This is a genomic window from Bacteroides mucinivorans, assembly GCF_034654355.2.
GTDB classification, from domain to species: Bacteria; Bacteroidota; Bacteroidia; order Bacteroidales; family Bacteroidaceae; genus Bacteroides; species Bacteroides nordii.
In genome coordinates this window covers 5,767,071-5,786,509 of the sequence record NZ_CP178179.1, presented here as the reverse complement: position 1 = coordinate 5,786,509, position 19,439 = coordinate 5,767,071, and the positions used below count along the sequence as shown (strand labels likewise).

Below are 19,439 nucleotides of genomic sequence, written 5' to 3'. Positions count from 1 at the left end.
AATAACTGGTACACGACGAAACGTCTCGTTTTAATTTTTTTGTATAATAAGTAAAATAGTATCATGAAAGTAAGATCAATGTTATTGGGCTTGTCCCTGACTGCTCTGCCTGTTTTTGCGCAGACCCCGGTTTATCTTGACGATAGCAAGCCGATAGAAGAGAGAGTAGAAGATGCCCTATCCCGAATGACAGTGGAGGAGAAAGTAGCCATGACGCATGCACAGTCAAAATTCAGTTCCCCGGGTGTGGCGCGTTTGGGTATTCCTGAGTTTTGGATGACAGACGGACCTCACGGTATACGTCCCGAAGTGTTGTGGGATGAATGGGATCAGGCTGGCTGGACCAATGATTCTTGTGTGGCTTTTCCGGCTTTAACTTGTCTGGCTGCTACCTGGGATCCGACAGTGTCTATGCTCTACGGAAAAAGTATCGGAGAAGAAGCCCGCTATCGCAATAAAACCGTTTTGTTGGGACCGGGTGTGAATATCTATCGTACACCGTTGAATGGGCGTAATTTTGAATATATGGGTGAAGATCCTTATCTGGCAGGACGTATGGTCGTTCCTTATATACAGGGAGTACAAAAGAATGGAGTGGCTGCCTGTGTGAAGCATTATGCGTTGAATAACCAGGAAGTGAATCGCCACACTACAAATGTGATAGTAGATGACCGTGCTCTGTACGAAATATATCTGCCTGCTTTTAAGGCAGCCGTTCAGGAAGGTAACACATGGGCTATCATGGGTTCTTATAATTTGTACAAGGATCAGCATGTTTGCCATAATCAATACCTGCTGAATGACATATTAAAAGGTGAATGGGGATTCGATGGTGTAGTTGTATCCGATTGGGGAGGTGTACATGACACAGACCAGTCTATAACCAACGGACTTGACATGGAGTTTGGTAGCTGGACCAACGGTTTGTCTAACGGTACGAGTAATGCTTATGACAATTATTACCTGGCGCAACCTTATCTCGAACGTATAAAGTCGGGTAAAGTAGGTACAAAAGAGTTGGATGATAAGGTACGCCGTATTCTTCGTCTGGCCTTCCGTACAACAATGGATCGTAACCGTCCTTATGGTACAATGAGATCACCGGAACACTATGAAGCTGCCCGTAAGATAGGTGAAGCGGGTATTGTATTGTTACAAAATAACAACGATCTGTTACCTATCGATCTTGATAATACAAAAAAAATTGCCGTGATCGGTGAGAATGCTGTAAAGATGATGACTGTAGGTGGTGGTTCTTCCTCTTTGAAAGTGCAACGTGAAATCTCTCCGCTGGATGGCATTCGCAACCGCGTTGGTAATAAGGCAGAAGTTGTCTATGCGCGCGGTTATGTAGGTGATGCAAGTGGCGAGTACAACGGTGTCGTTTCAGGGCAGAATCTGAAAGATGACCGTACTCCGGAGGAACTTATTGCTGAGGCTGTACGTGTGGCAGGCGAAGCGGATTATGTAATATTCATTGGAGGGCTAAACAAAAGTGCGCATCAGGATTGTGAGGACTCTGACCGTGCCGGACTTGGTTTACCGTACGATCAGGATAAAGTTATTACAGAACTCGTCAAAGCTAATAAGAATCTGATTGTAATCAATATCTCCGGTAATGCTGTTGCAATGCCCTGGGTGAAAGAAGTCCCCGCTATTTTGCAGGCATGGTTTTTAGGTTCGGAGGCAGGGACAGCTATCGCTGCTGTATTGACTGGTGATGTGAATCCGTCCGGTAAATTACCTTTTACCTTTCCTGCTAAGTTGGAAGACGTGCCCGCACATCAGCTGGGCGAGTATCCCGGCAATGAAAAGGTAGGTAACATTGTCAACGAGAAGTACAATGAAGGTATTTTCGTAGGGTATCGTTGGACCGATAAACAGAAGAAGGCGAAGCCACTCTTTCCGTTTGGTTATGGGTTGAGTTATACTACATTTGAATATGGTAAACCGGTTGCCGATAAGAAAACGATGTCTGCCGATGATACAATTACTTTTACGGTATCTGTGAAGAATACTGGTACCCGTGAAGGTCAGGAAGTAGTTCAGCTCTATATCAGTGATAAAAAATCATCTTTGCCCCGTCCTGTTAAAGAGTTGAAAGGTTTTGATAAAGTAAAGCTCGCTCCGGGTGAGGAAAAGACCGTATCATTTACGATTGCTAAAGATGCCCTGAGTTTCTTCGATGACGCCAAACATGAATGGGTGGCCGAACCGGGTAAGTTTGAAGCTGTAATAGCTGCCTCTGCCGCCGATATTAAAGGGGTAGTTCCTTTTGAATTGAAATAAAAAGATCTTTAAACAGATACTTGCTTATTGATAAGCAATACATCCTGCGCACTTGTTTTCATTTCGTCTGTTTATCAGAGAGTGAGAGTGCGTAGGATGTTTTTTCTTTTATACAGGGTCTATGCTGTTTATCTGATTAGTATAAGTTTCATTTTGTTTCATCGTATTGAGAATTTTGTTTCAATGCTTTGAGAGTTTTTTCTCAACGTATTGAGAAACTTTTCTCAATGCATTGAGAAGGTTGTTCCATATGCTTTGAGAAAAAGATCAGTGTATTATAGTTATACTACTGATAACGGTTGGTTACTGGGCTATTTTATCTCTGAATCAAGTTTACAAAATTTGTAAGCCCATCATTGAAATACTGTTTATCAATGATGGGCTTTATTTCGTTTTATTCTATTTTATCGTATAATCTTCCTAACAGTTCTTACTCCGTCAGCAACTACAGAGAGCAGGTAAACGCCTTTTTTCAGCTCTTCCAGACCTTCAAGTTTAATTTCTCCGTTTCCTTGAAACTTACTTGCTGTGTGATATACACACAAACCATCCTGAGAATAAACACGAATGTTGCAGGATGTATTATTCATGTCTGTATAACGGATAACAATGCCCTCGGAAATAAGAGTGACAGGTATTTCAATGTTACTTTGCTCTTCCGTTATAGAGGGTTGTGATATGCCGGTAGGGTTGGATTGTTGTTTTTTTACATAGTCACGCAAATAATATCCCAAATGAGGAGGCTGATTATATGCCACATTCTGCCAGCAGATAGACATTCTGTAAATATGATCGTGCATCAGGCACGGAACCCGATACGGAGAGGTAAACGGAGTAGAGAAGATCATCAGATTACTCTTGGTGGCTTCATCATAATAGATACACTCTTCTCGCCAGTCTCCGAAAATATCGGCTTGCAGCGAAGGGGTATCTTTAATGAGGTTTACGCCGCAACCATAAGTCGATACGAAGTTGGTCACAGTAGCACAGCTGGAGGTTGCATTTACCCATTTAGAGATAACTCCTTTTTCCTGTACTTCCTCAGATAGATTTCCTGTCCAGTATGTGCGGAAATTGACGGGTGGACGTTTCCCTGAAATAGAGTCGCCATCGCAGTTGAAGGTTATATTGTTGTAAGAGCTGCCATCGCTACTTAGATTGAACTTAGCCAGAGACCAATATTCGGCACCACGTGAAAGCGAATCGATATCTGCACAAAGACCACGGCCGATGTCTGCCCCCATTTTACGTCCCGAAAGTATTTCTCCGGTCCGGGCATCACGCATTTCAAAACCATAAGCAGCCGACTTTTCTTCGTGTACCATAAATACTTCCAGACCATCACGATCCGGGATGAAGTCACCTAAATGAAGAGCGTCTCCGTGTCCCAATCCCGTACGGTAGAGTAACGAACCGTCGTGATCGATACAGCAGGCGCCATAAACTATCTCATCGCATCCGTCACCATCTACATCTCCTACGGCAAGGCTATGGGCACCTTCACCATAGGCATCTTGCCCTTTGACGGTGGATGCGTGCATCCATTTTTTCTTCAACTCCTTACCATCAAAATCCCAGGCACAGAGATAAGCGGCTGTATAATATCCCCGGCACATCACAAGACTGGGTTTCTTTCCGTCCAGATAGGCAACACATGCCAGATAGCGTTCGCTTCGGTTTCCGTAACTGTCACCCCATGCTGAGTCTGAGATGATATTGCGACTTGGTTCATAAGCTACGGTAGAGAGTTCTTTACCGGTGCTTCCTTCAAAAACAGTCAGATACTCCGGCCCTGTTTTTATGACCCCTTTCTTACCACCATAGGTTCCACGATAATCGGCAGTAGGATCGTCATTACCCATAATTACATGGTTTCCTTGTCCATCAATGGTTCCCGGGGCTGTCTTACAAGCTACTTCGGCTTTACCGTCACCGTCCAGATCATAGACCATAAATTGAGTATAGTGAGCACCGGCGCGGATATTAACCCCCAGATCTATTCTCCATAATTTGGTTCCATTCAGTTTATAACAATCAAGATAAACATTGCCGGTGTAGTTCTGGCTGCCATTCTGCCCATTGTCGCATTGATTGGTGGGGTCCCATTTCAGGATAATTTCATATTCACCGTCTCCGTCTACATCACCTACACTTGCGTCTCCTGGGGTGTAGGTATAACTACTGCCTTGAACTGTGCCTCCTTGAGGGCGGTCGAGAGGAATGTTCAGGTATCCTTTTTCCAAAACTAATGCTGCAGCGGTTTCAACTACTTTGCCGGCACTCAATGCTTCGACTGTATAGTTTGAATTAACTGATCCTTCAGCATCCAGATAATTGGTACGTGATGAGATGGGCAGAGTATTTAGTTTTGTACCGTCACGATATATATTAAAAGCAATATCATCGGGATCTGTGGCAAGCCAACGCCAGTTTACCAGCATTCCATCGTTGGTGTAGGTTGCGATGGTTCCCCGGTTCAGACGCTCCGGATCGAGTACTTGCGGCCCACATTCTCTGGCAATCACAATATATTCGGAAACTTCTTCCGACGGAAGCATTCCCTCTTTTACAGCGATTGCTTTAAGTGTGGTGGTTGTATTCAAAGAGAACCCTTCTGTATATACAGAGGCTGAAGGGGATAAGGCGGAGCCGTCTTTACAGTAATAAATGGTAGCTCCATGGGTGGGACAGCTGATTGTTACATTATTATCGGTGTCATAACTGATAACGGGATTTTCCACTTGTGCGGGCACGGTATATTCACTTTTTGTTGCAGCCAGATAAGAAGCTGCATTTGTGATCAGCGTTTTTGCATCAGAAGTTAATGTTTCGATTGCGGAATAAGAGAGGGGAATGAGTATATAGCCATTTTTTCCGTTACTCTGTTTATGCTCATGTATGGCATTGTATCCGTTTGAGGCATTGGTAGCAAGTACTTCATCCGAAGCGATAATCTCTTTAGGAGAGGTATAGCTCTGTACATTATTACTTGTTTTCGCTGTACCGTCAAAGAGAGTGATGGTACCGTCAAAATTGATGCCTTTGAATAGAGAGTGTGTTTTAAATGCATCGGATACTATGATTTGATTCCATCCTGTAGAACCGGCTGTGGGATTTATTGCACTGGCCCAGTTCCAGGACGCACTTCCATAATAAAACGCTTTTAAATTTAGCATTGGAACTTTTCCTACCAGGTCTGATAGGGCTATACCAAATTTATTTGTACTGGCAACAGACTCAGAAGCAACTACCAGATCGTACTCTTTTAAGCTCTCTTTATAATAAGTGCCCGGGATGGAGTTGTAGTTGTTTGCATCAATCGTTGTTACTGTAAACGATTTTACCAATGTCAGATAGACCGGATCTTTGGTAATGGAGTAATTGGAATATTGAGAATCGTAGACGTAGGCGGCATTAGGAAGATTCTGAGAATTTGCAATGAAAGCTACGTAATACAAGCGACTGTCGGCTCCACTTGTACAAGCTTCTTCTGCCCAGGAGGTGACAGTGATGGTATACTGTTCGGCAGGGATCAAATCAGAGGTCTCAAGCACACCTGCCTCATTGGCATCGCTTCCTCCTAACAGAGTAATATTTGTTCCTGCATTGCCGGAAACAACGGCACGCACATAGCGGGTTGCGGCACTACCACTTTGAAAGGCTAATTTCAGTCCGGAGATACCAGTGACGGTAAATACAGCTCCTTTATTGTTATTAGCTCCTTTAACGTCCAGCCAGTCCGATTCCATAGTGACGGTGCCGTCAGTAAGTGCATCGGGAAATGTAGCCGAACGGGATGAATAATAAGCGAAAGTTCCTGATCCTTTTCCATCAAGGCACCAACCTTCATTATAAGCGGCGGTTAACCCCTCTGAATTGGCGTAAAGGACAAAAGATTCTGTGAACGATTTTACGGCAGCCTGCAGGGATAAAGCGCTGCACAAAAAAAGTAAAGAGAGGAAAAGTCTCCAATAGTTTTTCATAATTGATTGGTTTTTAAAGTATCACATCATAAAACTTATCACAAAAGTATCTCATGTAGAGGAAATAGACGGGTACATATTTTCCTATAAAGTGGAAAAATTGGGATTTCTTTAGAGAAAGGTGGATAAAATGATTTACTGAATAGAATAGGGGGGATATATAGATCAGATAATGAAAAAGCTCATCTGGCTGATACTTTTTGCCAGATGAGCTTTTACTGCTGTTTTTTTGTGAATAAGATATTACTTGTTACTTATATCTTCGGGACGTACATAAAGTAGAATGAATTCACTTTTGATATCTATTTTATTGTTGGCTTTGTACAGGCTAAGATAATCCGTACGTGTCGGATTCATCAGATAGATACGATACAAGTCTTTGCAAAGCTCTTGCTGTTTCATATTCCAGTCACTGATTTGCTGATAAGGCCATGCTGATACATCTTTACCCAGATAGGCTGCAAGAAAATCAGCTGCCTTGTAGAAGTTACGTCCGTCGGCAGAAGTACTGTTGTCGAGGGAAAGTCCCATTTTCTTTCCCATTACAAAGATGTCAAGCATGTGTTGCAAGTTGTATTCTGAATAACCAAAAGCGAGTGTGCGGCGAAGTTCCTGAGGTTGTTTCCCATCCGGTTCAACTTGCTTATAAACACGTTTTTCGGGGAATTCTTTAACGAATCGTTCTGCAGTGGCCTGATCTCCGGCATACATAGCGAAAGCGATTACTTGTGCATCATAGGCTATACTGTGATTGTTTTTGGCATCATGCTCTTCTTTTCCTTGTTCGCTGGTCAATATCCAGTTTAACAGTTCCCCAAACCAGGCTTTGAGTTGTTTGGAGTCGTTACTGGTGAATGCTTGTGATTGTTCCAGCAATTGCACTGCATCGAGCATTTCTATAAAGGAATAAGTGTCAATCACTCCAAAACTGCGCCCTTTGTTGTTGTGGTGTCCCGGAATCATTTGGGCATATTCCAGATTAGGGTTCATTCGGGTATCTTTATTAAAGAACCATACACGGATCAGTTCCGTTGCTTTTTGTGCATAACGTTCGTCATTGCTGAAATACCATGCTAAGCTGAGTGTTGTTATTCGGCTGGCTGTACTTCCTAAGCGATTACGATCCAGTTTGTTCAGTTCAGGATTTGACTCTCCGTCGCGGCTGATGTATGGTAAGCCGTCGGGTTTTGTCGGATCGGGCCAGTAATAACGCGCCTGGCTCATGTAGTCGTGTTTGTCTCCACTGGCAGGTGTTTTTTCTTTATCCATAACGGAATAAGGAACCGCATTGAGTAATTTATCAGCTTTTACTTTTAGTTCCTGAAAGATGTCTGAATAGGGTTGTTCCTGTATAGATTGTTTGACGGTTTTGAGATGTTCTGCATCCCAAATAGATTGTGCATACATACTGCCGGTTGTGAACAATAAAACGACAATAAATGAGGTAACTCTTGCTTTCATAGTGTTTTTGTTTTGAATTTACTAAACTTTTCAAAGCCTGGTATCATTCGGATGGAATTTTATTTTTAGTGTACCGGTGCACTTTTAAATTTTATCTCAAAAGCTTGTACCGGTGTATCTTCGTGATAAAAACACGAAATAATGGTTTAGGAAAAGGAAGGAGAAGCTTTTTTTTAGTATACTTTTTCTATGTGTTGATTGAGTATAAATTTGCCTGTCTTCTTCTACTTCTTTTTTATCTCGAAAAGAAATAGAAACAGATTGTTTGAAGATGCTTTCTTGTTTAGAAATATCTTAAAAAGGTTATTGCTCTATTTTCTTGTTTGTGGTTGTAGGACTAATAAGCTTTCCGGCCCCATATTGAATAGTAAGTCTATCATACTTAAATTCGGACGAAAACCATTCCGGGTTTCGAATACCTGGTAATAAGGATGGGGAATAAATTCCGGATCCGTCTCCCGGAAATCTTTTTTGGGATGGATGGCTTCTCTGAAATCATACTCATCCGGAGCGAAATCCGTTTTATACTCTGTGGTTCGTTTTAGGTGTAGTTCAATATCTGTCAGTTGACAAATAAGTCGGCAGAGTTCTTCGTTGAAATCGATTAAAAACTCGTATTTCTTCTCATAGAACGGATGAAAGTCATCTTTATAGTATTCAAAAAACGGAGTACTATTGTAGGCCGATTCAATTGCATTCCAATGCATATGGCGCCAGTTTCCATGATCGGAAATACGGATATCCTTCATGGGGCATTTCGGATTTGCCGGCTTTACAGTAGGGATAGAAAGTGCAATATCACCATCCGGACCGGCAATAGTACAACGATTACGGTAGGTTTGCTTCATATAGTGGTCATGCTGCTCGATAAAAACTTTATCATAGGTAACCAATTTGCTATAGTATTCTACGGGAGCCAGATAGGCTGAAGAGAGAAAAACAGTTTTCATTTGTAATTCATCATTAAATATTCATCATTATTCTCATCGTACAGGTTGAAAGAAACGATTCCACCTGTAACCTTCAAACAGATTTGTATTACTCTCTTTGGAGAACCAGATAAGAGAGGCCTTTCCGATAATATGATCTTGTGGTACAAGTCCGAAAAGGCGTGAATCGGATAAATTAACGGAATTATTGGATACCATCCAATAATAATCCTTACTGAAATAACAGTGTTGTGCAGGGTGTCCGTCTACATACAATGTATCATTTTTGATTTCTGCATGTTTACCTTCATGCAATACAAGTGTGTTACGGAGTAGTGTCCTGTTCCAGGGGTATACCCGGACGGCCATCCCTTTCCGGGGGATTATCAGCGGGTTAACTACTTGTTTTTCCCGGTCTGACTCAAGTGGCTGTATCCAGTTTGATCCGTTCATGGCCTGTTCCAGTAAGTAATATTCGTAACGGCTGAAACTTCGTACGTTATTGACGGAATCCTGTCCCATCAGTTCATTGGGAGTTATGGATAAAATGCTCAGGAGCGAATCAAGTTGTTTTTCTCTGGTTTTCGGGTAGGTATATAACCTTTTACGGTCGGGTCCTGCTACGTTTTGGGAGGACACTATCGTAAATAGTGAATCAATCAATAAGGTATCTCCTGGTACACCTGCACAACGGCTTATAAATACCTCCCGCCTGTCTATAACGGGCTGTGTTGTACTCGCAGGATTATTGAATACAACAATATCCTCTTTTTCCACTTCTCGTTCTCTCCATCTGTGATAAGAAAAAAGAGACATCAGTGGCAGGCGAAGTCCATAACTCCATTTGTTTATTAATATACGTTCACCGCGGAAGAGAGAATTTTCCATACCTGCCGAAGGGATAAGGCATGAGGTAAAAACAAAGCTGCGGAGCAATAATACGATGATTATTGCTCCGGCTAATGCTATTATCCATTTTAGATTTCTCTTCATGGCGTTTTAGTTCTTTAGTTCTTTAGTTTCAATTTATGATAACTACTAAGAACCTACCAACTCATAAACTTATCGACTCGCAAACTCATCAACTCACCAACTCATCAACTCACACTCATTTCACCCATTTAAAGATACGGTTCCAGCGGATCTTTCCGTTAAACCATCCCCGGTCTTTATCGAGAGATAACCAAACTACAATTGGCTTACCTACTACATGGTCTTCGGGTACAAACCCCCAATAGCGGGAGTCCTGTGAATTATGGCGGTTATCACCCATCATCCAGTAATAATCCATCTGGAAGGTATATTTGTCTGTTTTTTGTCCGTTGATGTAGATACCATCGTCTTTCACTTCCAGCTTGTTACCTTCGTACGCAACAATACATCTCTCATAAATAGGAAGATTATCCATTGTCAGTGTGATGGTAGAACCTTTGGCAGGTATCCATATGGGGCCATAATTGTCTACTGTCCAGTCTGTATACAGATTTTGTGGATAGAGATCGTGCGAGGGCCTATCTGTCGAGATTGGTTCTATCGAAGTAACAAGGTCTTTGCGTGCAAGTAACGTATTACGTGCTTTTTGGGTAAGTGGCAAGTAGAAAATAGTGGCTCCCGGTTGGTAGTATTCCGTATCTTCATTACTTAATCCCAACTCGTCATGGAGAAATTCGTCGGGTATCATCTTACCGGTGGCATGTACAGTATAGAGGAATTGAAGGTTTTCCGGTTCTTCCTGTGCTTTACCGTCGATGTATATGATGCGGTCTTTTATCTGAAGAGTATCTCCCGGAAGTCCGACACAACGTTTTACATAGTTTTCACGACGGTCTACCGGTCGATAGATTATTTCACCAAACTTTTCGGGGTGTGCAAGTACGTATTTCCTGCCGGCATCCCGATAAAGGTCGTATACGATCCGTTGTTGCTTGCGATTCAGACTATCCATGTTAATAGGGTTGGAAAAAGTTCCTTTTCCTTCCCGATAAATGATGTTGTCGTAGAAGTCAGTTTGTTGATAGCTGACAGCTACGGTATCTCCTGCCGGGAAGTTGAATACTACAATATCATTCATTTTCACTTTACCAAATCCCGGAACACGTTTATACTTCCATTGCGGCCACTCGATATATGATTTAGTGTTGACAAGAGGCAATGTATGTTGTGCCAATGGCATAGAGAGAGGTGTATTGGGAACACGAGGCCCATAGCTCATTTTACTTACGTATAGAAAATCACCTACTAACAGAGATTTCTCTAAAGAAGAAGAAGGTATCTGATAGTTTTGAAATACATATATGTTCACGAAGTATACAGCTACCAATGCAAAGACAATGGCATCCACCCAACTCATGATACTACGTACAGCAGGACTTTTCGATTTTTTCCAGAATGACCAGGGGACTTTCTTCGTGATATAAATGTCGAAGATAAAAGGAACTACGATGAGTCCCCACCAGCTTTTTACCCATACCAGAAAAGCCAGGTAGAGGAGGATAACGATGGCACATTTAATCCATTGTGCGCGCGTTGCTTTTTCCATGATATAATTTATTTATAATTATTCTTTTAAAAACGGAAACAAGTCACTCATGCCCAGATATCCTTGTTTATCCATAGTATATTCGGCAGCTAATATAGCACCTAAGGCAAATCCGCCACGGTTTTTGGCATCGTGTGTAATGGAGATACTATCGGCTGCCGAGTCATAACGAATGGTGTGAATACCAAAAACCTCTCCTTCGCGAATGGAGTGAATAGGTAGTTCGTTGGCTGTGGCGGCTACTTCTTTTACCCAATGGTCTTTGCGGTCCAGATTTTCAAGGATACCTTCGGCCAGCGTGATAGCAGTGCCACTTGGTGCGTCGAGTTTATGTATATGATGTGTTTCGCTCATGGACACATCATATATCGGGAACTGATTCATTATCTTTGCCAGGTATTTGTTGACAGCAGAGAAAATAACGACTCCCAGACTGAAATTAGAAGACCAGAAAAGTGTTTTCCCTTCTTTCTCGCAAAGGTTCTTTATTTCGTCACCATGTTCTGCCATCCATCCTGTACTACCCGAAACGAGCTTTACGCCGGCGTTGAATGTCTTAATATAGTTGTTGTATGCCACTGTCGGATTGGTGAATTCAATAGCCACGTCCGCAGAGCGGAATGCTTCAGATTCAAAATCATCCTGATTGTCGACGTCGATAATGCAGACTATCTGATGTCCGCGGCTAAGGGCAACTTTTTCCAGTTCTTTGCCCATCTTTCCATAACCGATTAATGCTATTTTCATTGTTTTACTGACTTATATTCAAAATAATAGTCGCAAAGATAAGATTTTTATTACATTTGTCGAACACATTAACGTCTTGTTAACATGGAACAACTCTTGCACTATGTCTGGAAACACAAAATATTCCCTCTGACTCCATTACAAACAACTTCAGGATTGCCGGTAGAAGTCATTGATGCCGGTTTACAAAACAAGCATGCCGGTCCCGACTTTTTTAACGCCAAACTAAAGATAGGTGACACTCTCTGGGTGGGTAATGTAGAAATACATACGATTTCTTCCGATTGGTATCGCCATGGACACGATCATGACAAGGTTTATGATTCGGTTATCTTACATGTTGTTGAACAAGCCGATTGTGAGGTTTTTTGTTCTAATGGCGGGCAGGTTCCCCAGTTGTTACTTGTGTGTCCGGAACATGTAAAGCAACATTATGAAGAACTTCATGCAAGTGATATTTATCCTCCCTGTTATTCTATTTTGTCCGCTTTACCTAAACTGACGATCCACTCCTGGCTTAGTGCATTACAGACAGAACGTTTTCAACAAAAGGCTGATGTGATTGCCAAACGGTTGCATTCTTGTAATAATAATTGGGAGGATGCTTTTTTCATTACCCTGGCCCGCAATTTCGGTTTTGGTCTGAATGGAGATGCTTTTGAGACATGGGCCACCCTGATCCCTTTTCGTGCGGTAGACAAGCATCGGGATGATTTGGTACAAATAGAAGCTTTTTTCTTTGGACAGGCAGGATTGCTGGAAGAGGATGCTACGGATGATTATCAGGTCCGATTACAGAATGAGTTCCGTTATTTACAACATAAATTTGAACTGTCTGCTGTAATGGATATTACTTTATGGCGTTTTCTACGGATTCGTCCGGGTAATTTCCCGCATGTTCGTCTGGCGCAGTTAGCAGCTCTTTACCAAGAGGAACGTTCGTTGTTTTCGCGTGTGATGGAGGCTAAGACATTAAAAGAGATCAGGCAGATATTGATAGCAAAGACTTCTCCCTATTGGGAAAGTCATTTTATATTTGGTAAATCTTCTCCCCAAAAAGAAAAGGGAATTGGTGTAAATGCACAAAATCTGTTAGTTATCAATACTGTTGTCCCTTTTCTTTATGCCTACGGGTTACATAAAGCGGATGAACGTTTGTGTGATCGTGCTACTGATTTTCTGGAAGAGTTGAAGGCGGAAAATAATTATGTGACTCGTCTGTGGAGTGGGGCAGGATTGTCTGTACACACAGCTGCCGATAGTCAGGCTTTACTGCAACTTCAAAAAGAGTATTGCGATAAAAAGAAATGTCTTTATTGCCGTTTTGGTTATGAGTATTTACGAAAGAAATAAATGATAAAACTAACCAATTATCAGGCAACTAAAATATTTTTCCTCTTTTACTCAACGCATTCAAACTTCTTTTATCTTTGTCGAAAAACGAAGATAAGCTGCACCTTGGCATAAAAAATGAATAAGTTCATTTTATTCTGCTCTCGGTTTGCATTATCTTTGCAGCCAATTTAAATGCAGTTAATTATGAAAACAAAAAGAGTTGTGTCTTACCTGTTGGTAGCTGTTCTGTTAGCAGGTGTTTGCTGTGTGTCCTGTGGCAATATGTCAAAAAGAAAAGCAGAGGCTCTTGCTGCCAATGTAGATGGGGAGGATTTTCCAGCTTTTTTAGAAAAGTTCACTTCCAGTGCAGCTTATCAGTATACACGTATTAAGTTTCCGCTGAAAACTCCTATTACTTTGATGACTGATGATGGAAACAGTGAGAAAACTTTTCCTTTCACCAAAGAGAAATGGCCATTGTTGGATAGTGAGGTATTGAAAGAAGAACGCATTACCCAGGAAGAAGGCGGTGTGTATGTTTCAAAATATACGCTTAATGAACCTGCCCACAAAGTTTTTGAAGCCGGGTATGAGGAATCTGAAATAGATCTTCGTGTAGAATTTGAATTGATTGAAGGAAAATGGTATGTGACCGATTGCTATACCGGCTGGTATGGATTTGACCTTCCGATTGGTGATCTTAAAGAAACAATACTTCAGGTTCAGGAAGATAATAAAGCATTTAAAGAACTGCACCCTTGATGGAAAAACTTGAATAGAGGGTGATTGACTCGAAAATAAGATGTCAAAAACGGATAAATAATACTTTGTGTTACTCTGTGGTGAAATAGATTCGTCCCTCTACAAGAAGTCCTTCTATCCACGGACTCGTGAATAATTATTGTATTATTCTGTACGATTTAAGCCCCTCTTTTTCCGAAAAGAGGGGTTTCTTTGTATCTGGTAGTAATCTTCAAAACTAATACATAAATAAATGAAACGAATTCTTATCCGTAGCACTGCTTTATTTACTTTTCTTTGGTTGGTAACAGCCTGTCTACCTTCCGGAAAAAATAATACCTCTTTAGCTGAAAATTGGATTGCAGAGGATGAATCTGCTGCTATGCAATTATCATCGGTTTCGGATACTTTGGACATTGTTGTACCTGCAGGTCTCACTTTATGGTATAATGAGCCATTGACTGGTGAGTATGAAATAAGTTATCACATAGCTATGTTAATGGAAGGTGGAAAGCAGGATCGGCTGAGTGACCTGAACTGTTTCTGGGCTGCTAATGATCCGCAGTATCCTGATAATATTTTTGCTCGCAGTGAATGGAGAAACGGAGTTTTCAAAAATTATAATACATTGAATCTATTCTATGTGGGCTATGGTGGCAATGAAAATACAACCACCCGTTTCCGTCGCTACTATGCTGAATTTTATGGGGCCGATGATGCCCGTGTAAAACCCTTAATTGCCGAGTATACTGATCCTGCCCACCTTCTGGTAGCAGGAAAGTGGTATCATATTGTGATTCGTGTAGAGAAAAAACAAACAACTTATACTGTGAACGGTGAGGAACTTTTTCGCGCTCCTTTAAAACCGGGAGAGGGAGATGGATATTTTGGCCTCCGTTTGCTCCAGAATCATGTCCTGATGACCGGATTTCAAATCAAACAAATGTGATAACCACACAATTAATACTCTAAATGATGAAACAATCTTTTATGAAATTGGGAGCTGCAGTTTTTCTCTCTCTTTTTAGCTCTGTTACCTTATTGGCACAATTGGTGAAGAATGATCGTATGTTTTCTTTTGAGGAGTCGCAAGTTCCTGCTTGTATCAGTAGCGAATCTTCAAAACTATCCATTTCACCGGAACATTATAAAGATGGTACGCATTCATTACTATGGACTTTTCAACCGAATGCAATACTTTCTTTGAAAAAAGATCTGAAGTTTGAGAAAAAAGATCCTACCGGGAAAGATCTCTATCTTTCGGCTTTTATTGTATGGATATATAACGAGCAGCCACAAGATAAAAAAATAAAATTTGAATTTCTGAAAGATGGAAAGGTTTGTACGTCATTTCCTTTTGGGATTAACTTCAAAGGTTGGCGTGCTGCCTGGGTATGTTATGAACGCGATATGCAGGGTACCCCGGAAGAAGGTATGAATGAACTTCGTATGGTTGTGCCGGATGTAGAAGGTCAGCTTTTTATCGATCATCTTATTACAGCAATAAAAGTGGACGCCCGCCAGCAGACTGCAGATTTACAGGTGCCTTTTGTTAATGCGGAAACTACTAATCATTGGCTTGTTGTCTATAAGCATTCGTTGTTCAAACCGGATATTGAGCTTACTCCGGTTAGTGAAAAGCAAAGACGGGATATGCAATTGATAGAGAAACGTTTCCGTGATATGGTATATACATCTTCCATGTTATCGCAGAAAGAGATTGATATGATTCGTAAAAAATATGATTTTTATAATATCTCTTATAAAGATGGAAAAGTGACGGGTGTACCCATCTTTATGGTACGTGCTTCTGAAGCTTATGAGCGTATGTTTCCTGATTGGGACAAAGATATGCTTACCAAACAAGGTGTGGAAATGAGAGCTTATTTTGACTTGATGAAACGGATTGCCGTAGCTTATAACAATGCTTCGGATGATTCTGTCAGAGCAGAGATGAAAGATAAGTTTCTTGCCATGTATGATCATATTACCGATCAGGGAGTAGCATTTGGCAGTTGCTGGGGAAATATACATCATTATGGTTATAGTGTGCGTGGTTTATATCTGGCCTATTTCCTGATGAAAGACGTGCTTCGTGAGGCTGGGAAATTAAATGAGGCCGAGCGCACACTACGTTGGTATGCCATAACCAATGAAGTCTATCCGAAACCAGAGGTTGATGGTATTGATATGGACTCTTTCAACACGCAAACAACAGGACGTATTGCAAGTATTTTGATGATGGAAGATACGCCGGAAAAACTTCAGTATCTGAAATCTTTTTCAAGGTGGATTGATTATGGCTGCCGTCCGGCTTTGGGGTTAGCCGGAGCTTTCAAGAAGGATGGAGGAGCTTTTCATCACCGGAATAATTATCCTGCTTATGCTGTTGGAGGTTTGGAAGGAGCTTCAAATATGATCTACCTATTCAATCATACTGATTTTGCTGTATCTGAGCTGGCTCACCAGACAGTGAAGAAAGTATTGCTTACGATGCGTTTTTACTGTAATAAACTCAATTTCCCACTATCTATGTCCGGACGTCATCCGGATGGAAAGGGAAAACTTATTCCGATGCAATATGCAGTGATGGCTCTTGCGGGTACGCCCGATGGAAAGGCTGATTTTGATGCTGATATGGCAGCAGCCTATCTTCGTTTGGTAGCCGGTACATCTTCTACAGGCGAAGATCCGGAATATATGCCTCAATTTAGTAATGAGGAAGAGAGGCATATGGCAAAACTCTTGTACGATAAAGGGTTCCGACCGGAACCGGATCCGCAGGGAAACCTCGCTTTGGGATATGGCTGTGTATCTGTCCAGCGTCGTAGTAACTGGGCTGCAGTTGTCCGTGGGCATTCACGTTATCTTTGGGCGGCCGAACACTATCTTGGAGCTAATCTTTACGGACGCTATCTGGCTCATGGAAGTATGCAGATACTGACTGCTGCTCCGGAGGCAGTTGTGACTCCAGCTACGAGCGGTTGGCAGGAAGCCGGATTCAATTGGAACCGGATCCCCGGTGTGACTTCTATTCATCTGCCATTTGATGATTTGCAGGCTAAAGTTTACAATGTTGATACTTTTTCTGGGATGGAAGAGATGCTTTATTCGGATGAAGCATTTGCCGGTGGCTTGTCTCAACAACATCAGAATGGAAATTTTGGAATGAAACTGCATGAACACGATAAATACAATGGTTCACACCGTGCCCGTAAGTCTTTTCATTTCTTTGACGGAGTGATTGTATGTCTTGGATCAGACATTGAGAATACGAATAGTGAATATCCTACGGAAACTACCATTTTTCAACTTGCTGTGACAGATTCCGCAGGACATGCCTATTGGAAGACATATCAAGGTGATGGTAAAGTCTGGATAGATCATATTGGTACGGGATATTATGTACCTGTTGCTACTAAATTTGAGAAGAAATTTCCTCAGTATTCACGTGCACAAAAAGTAAATAAAGAGACAAAAGGAGATTGGGTATCTTTGATTATAGATCATGGAAAGTCGCCCAAAGGGGCTTCTTATGAATATGCTGTTCTTCCCCAGATCACTGCACCCGTTATGAAGCAGTTTGCAAAGAAACCTTCGTATAAAGTATTACAAAAGGATCGTAATGCACATATTGTACGTGATCTGAAAAGTAATACCACTTCGTATGTGCTCTTTGAAACTCCTTCTGTCGATCTGCCTAAAGGCTTGTTGATGAAAGCAGATACTTCCTGTTTAGTAATGATACATGAAGAAAAAGGAAAAGCTCTGCTTACGGTGGCTCAGCCCGATCTTGCTTTTTATCGTGGTCCGAGTGACGAAGCTTTTGATGAAAATGGTAAACGTGTAGAGCGCAGTATCTATTCCCGTCCCTGGATTGATAATGATAGTGGAGAGATTCCAGTGACGGTTACATTAAAAGGATGTTGGAATGTGAAAGAAACGCCTGCCTGCCAGGTTGTATCTTCAGATAAGAATTCTACGGTGATTCGTTTCATCTGTAAAGACGGTATGAGTCAAGATACCGAACTGATTCCTTTTAAAAACTGATGTTTAATGAGGTTGTGCCAATCGTAAAACCTACTATCGTTAAAACGCAGATTTACGCAAATTTACGCAAAGATTCAATTAAATCTGCGTTAATTTGCGTAAATCTGCGTTTCTACGGTTATCTATTGATAGTCGTCTTAGGCTTTTGATACAGTCTCATGTTCTGGTAGAAAAGATATAGTCTTATTTCTTAGCCAGGAACTTTCTGGTTAACCATTTTCTTACAGGTTCATCATATAGCTTCAGGCAAAGATAAGCCAGCACAATACTCAATGCGTAAACACACAAAGCAACTTGCCAGGTTTCACCCAAAGTATAGAGCTGATTTTTAATCAACCACGCATAGAACAAGTACATAATAGGATAATGTACCACATAGACAGGATAAGATATATCTCCCAAAAACTTGCATATCACGGTTGACTTCTTATCTGTTGTGGTTCCCGATGCTCCCAGCCAGACAAGGATAGGGAAAGCTACAATAACACAAAATACTTCATAAGCACCATTTATGCAAAATGGTTTCGCACCTTCCAGATAAGGCACTGCGAACAAAGTAATCATAATAATTGTGCATATCCAGAAGGCACCTTTCAGCTTTACAGGCTTGAAGTTACGTGACAAAAGCATACCCATAGAGAAAGGGAAAAGCATTCTCAATGTCCCGCCGGCGAAGTTTACACCGTCCAATGTCCAGCCCACTCCTATATTTCCATAACCAGATATATCAAGAACCGCGAATAATGCCAATGCAACTCCCAACACTGCTACAAGTACAGCTAATGCCTTATTAGACAAGCGGCGAATAAACAAGGCATAAAGAATATTTCCTATATACTCAAAAAACAGCGACCAGCAAGGTCCGTTCAAAGGAAACATTTCACCGTTGCCACGAACTTCATAGCCCACTCCCGGCATCGCAGGAATAAAGAATATCGTACAGAGAAGAGACAACATCACCATTGATATGGCAATATGTGTTCCATCCCATTGCACGCACCCTTGAAGATAGAATGTAACAGCGCCTAAAACGGCACCCATGATTACCATAGGATGAAGACGTATCAAACGACGTTTAAAGAAATTTTTCATAGTAAGACCCTTCCCCCAGCGGTCATCATAAGCATAACCGATAACAAACCCCGAAAGGATAAAGAAAAAGTCTACAGCTAAGTATCCGTGATTGAGAGTGTCAATAGTACCATTACTGGCAAAAGCGTAGCCTTCGAATATATGATACCATATAACTACAAGAGCCGCAACGCCTCTCAGCCCGTCAAGGAGTTCGTAGTGAGGTTTAGAGTCTGCAAATGCAGAAGCAGAGATGTTTTTCATGTTAAATCTATAATTCAAATTATTATTAGT

12 protein-coding genes are annotated in these 19,439 nt (G+C 41.5%); 5 read left to right on the top strand and 7 right to left on the bottom strand.

Annotation, left to right across the window (positions count from 1 at the left end; translation table 11 throughout):
* Positions 1–63 precede the first annotated feature (63 nt).
* A complete protein-coding gene (locus VCM39_RS21640; RefSeq protein ID WP_322933591.1) occupies positions 64–2,289 on the top strand; it encodes a glycoside hydrolase family 3 C-terminal domain-containing protein in 2,226 nt (741 codons plus the stop codon).
* Positions 2,290–2,693: 404 nt separating this feature from the next.
* Here VCM39_RS21640 and VCM39_RS21635 read toward each other — a convergent pair whose 3' ends face one another.
* The 6 genes from VCM39_RS21635 to dapB all read right to left on the bottom strand — a co-directional run bounded on the left by VCM39_RS21635 (position 2,694) and on the right by dapB (position 11,948).
* Entirely contained in the window at positions 2,694–6,272 is a 3,579-nt protein-coding gene (locus VCM39_RS21635; protein ID WP_322933592.1) for a chitobiase/beta-hexosaminidase C-terminal domain-containing protein, read from the bottom strand.
* Positions 6,273–6,515: 243 nt separating this feature from the next.
* Positions 6,516–7,733, bottom strand: coding sequence for an alginate lyase family protein (locus VCM39_RS21630; protein ID WP_322933593.1), 1,218 nt, complete (start codon positions 7,731–7,733; stop codon positions 6,516–6,518).
* Between the two features lie 311 nt (positions 7,734–8,044).
* Positions 8,045–8,683, bottom strand: coding sequence for a WbqC family protein (locus VCM39_RS21625; RefSeq protein ID WP_221648466.1), 639 nt, complete (start codon positions 8,681–8,683; stop codon positions 8,045–8,047).
* Positions 8,684–8,716: 33 nt separating this feature from the next.
* On the bottom strand, positions 8,717–9,655 hold the full coding sequence (gene lepB, locus VCM39_RS21620; RefSeq protein WP_221648467.1) for a signal peptidase I: 939 nt from the start codon (positions 9,653–9,655) through the stop codon (positions 8,717–8,719).
* A gap of 115 nt (positions 9,656–9,770) precedes the next feature.
* A complete protein-coding gene (gene lepB / locus VCM39_RS21615; RefSeq protein ID WP_221648468.1) occupies positions 9,771–11,201 on the bottom strand; it encodes a signal peptidase I in 1,431 nt (476 codons plus the stop codon).
* 18 nt (positions 11,202–11,219) lie between these two features.
* Entirely contained in the window at positions 11,220–11,948 is a 729-nt protein-coding gene (dapB, locus tag VCM39_RS21610) for a 4-hydroxy-tetrahydrodipicolinate reductase (RefSeq protein ID WP_221648469.1), read from the bottom strand.
* An 84-nt stretch (positions 11,949–12,032) separates the two neighbouring features.
* Between dapB and VCM39_RS21605 the strand changes: the two genes are divergently transcribed.
* From VCM39_RS21605 to VCM39_RS21590, 4 genes are all read left to right on the top strand, one after another.
* Positions 12,033–13,301: a DUF2851 family protein gene (locus VCM39_RS21605; protein ID WP_322933594.1), complete on the top strand. Its 1,269-nt coding sequence runs from the start codon at positions 12,033–12,035 to the stop codon at positions 13,299–13,301.
* Positions 13,302–13,487: 186 nt separating this feature from the next.
* The gene (locus VCM39_RS21600) at positions 13,488–14,045 is read left to right on the top strand and encodes a DUF4348 domain-containing protein (RefSeq protein WP_289292653.1); all 558 of its coding nucleotides are present in this window, start codon (positions 13,488–13,490) and stop codon (positions 14,043–14,045) included.
* 232 nt (positions 14,046–14,277) lie between these two features.
* Complete coding sequence (locus VCM39_RS21595; protein WP_322933595.1) at positions 14,278–14,973, top strand: DUF6250 domain-containing protein; 696 nt, start codon at positions 14,278–14,280, stop codon at positions 14,971–14,973.
* Positions 14,974–14,996: 23 nt separating this feature from the next.
* Entirely contained in the window at positions 14,997–18,074 is a 3,078-nt protein-coding gene (locus VCM39_RS21590) for a chondroitinase family polysaccharide lyase (protein WP_322933596.1), read from the top strand.
* Between the two features lie 183 nt (positions 18,075–18,257).
* Here VCM39_RS21590 and VCM39_RS21585 read toward each other — a convergent pair whose 3' ends face one another.
* Positions 18,258–19,409 carry an acyltransferase family protein gene (locus tag VCM39_RS21585; RefSeq protein WP_221648474.1) on the bottom strand — a complete coding sequence of 384 codons (1,152 nt, stop codon included), beginning with the start codon at positions 19,407–19,409 and terminating at the stop codon, positions 18,258–18,260.
* Positions 19,410–19,439 lie beyond the last annotated feature (30 nt).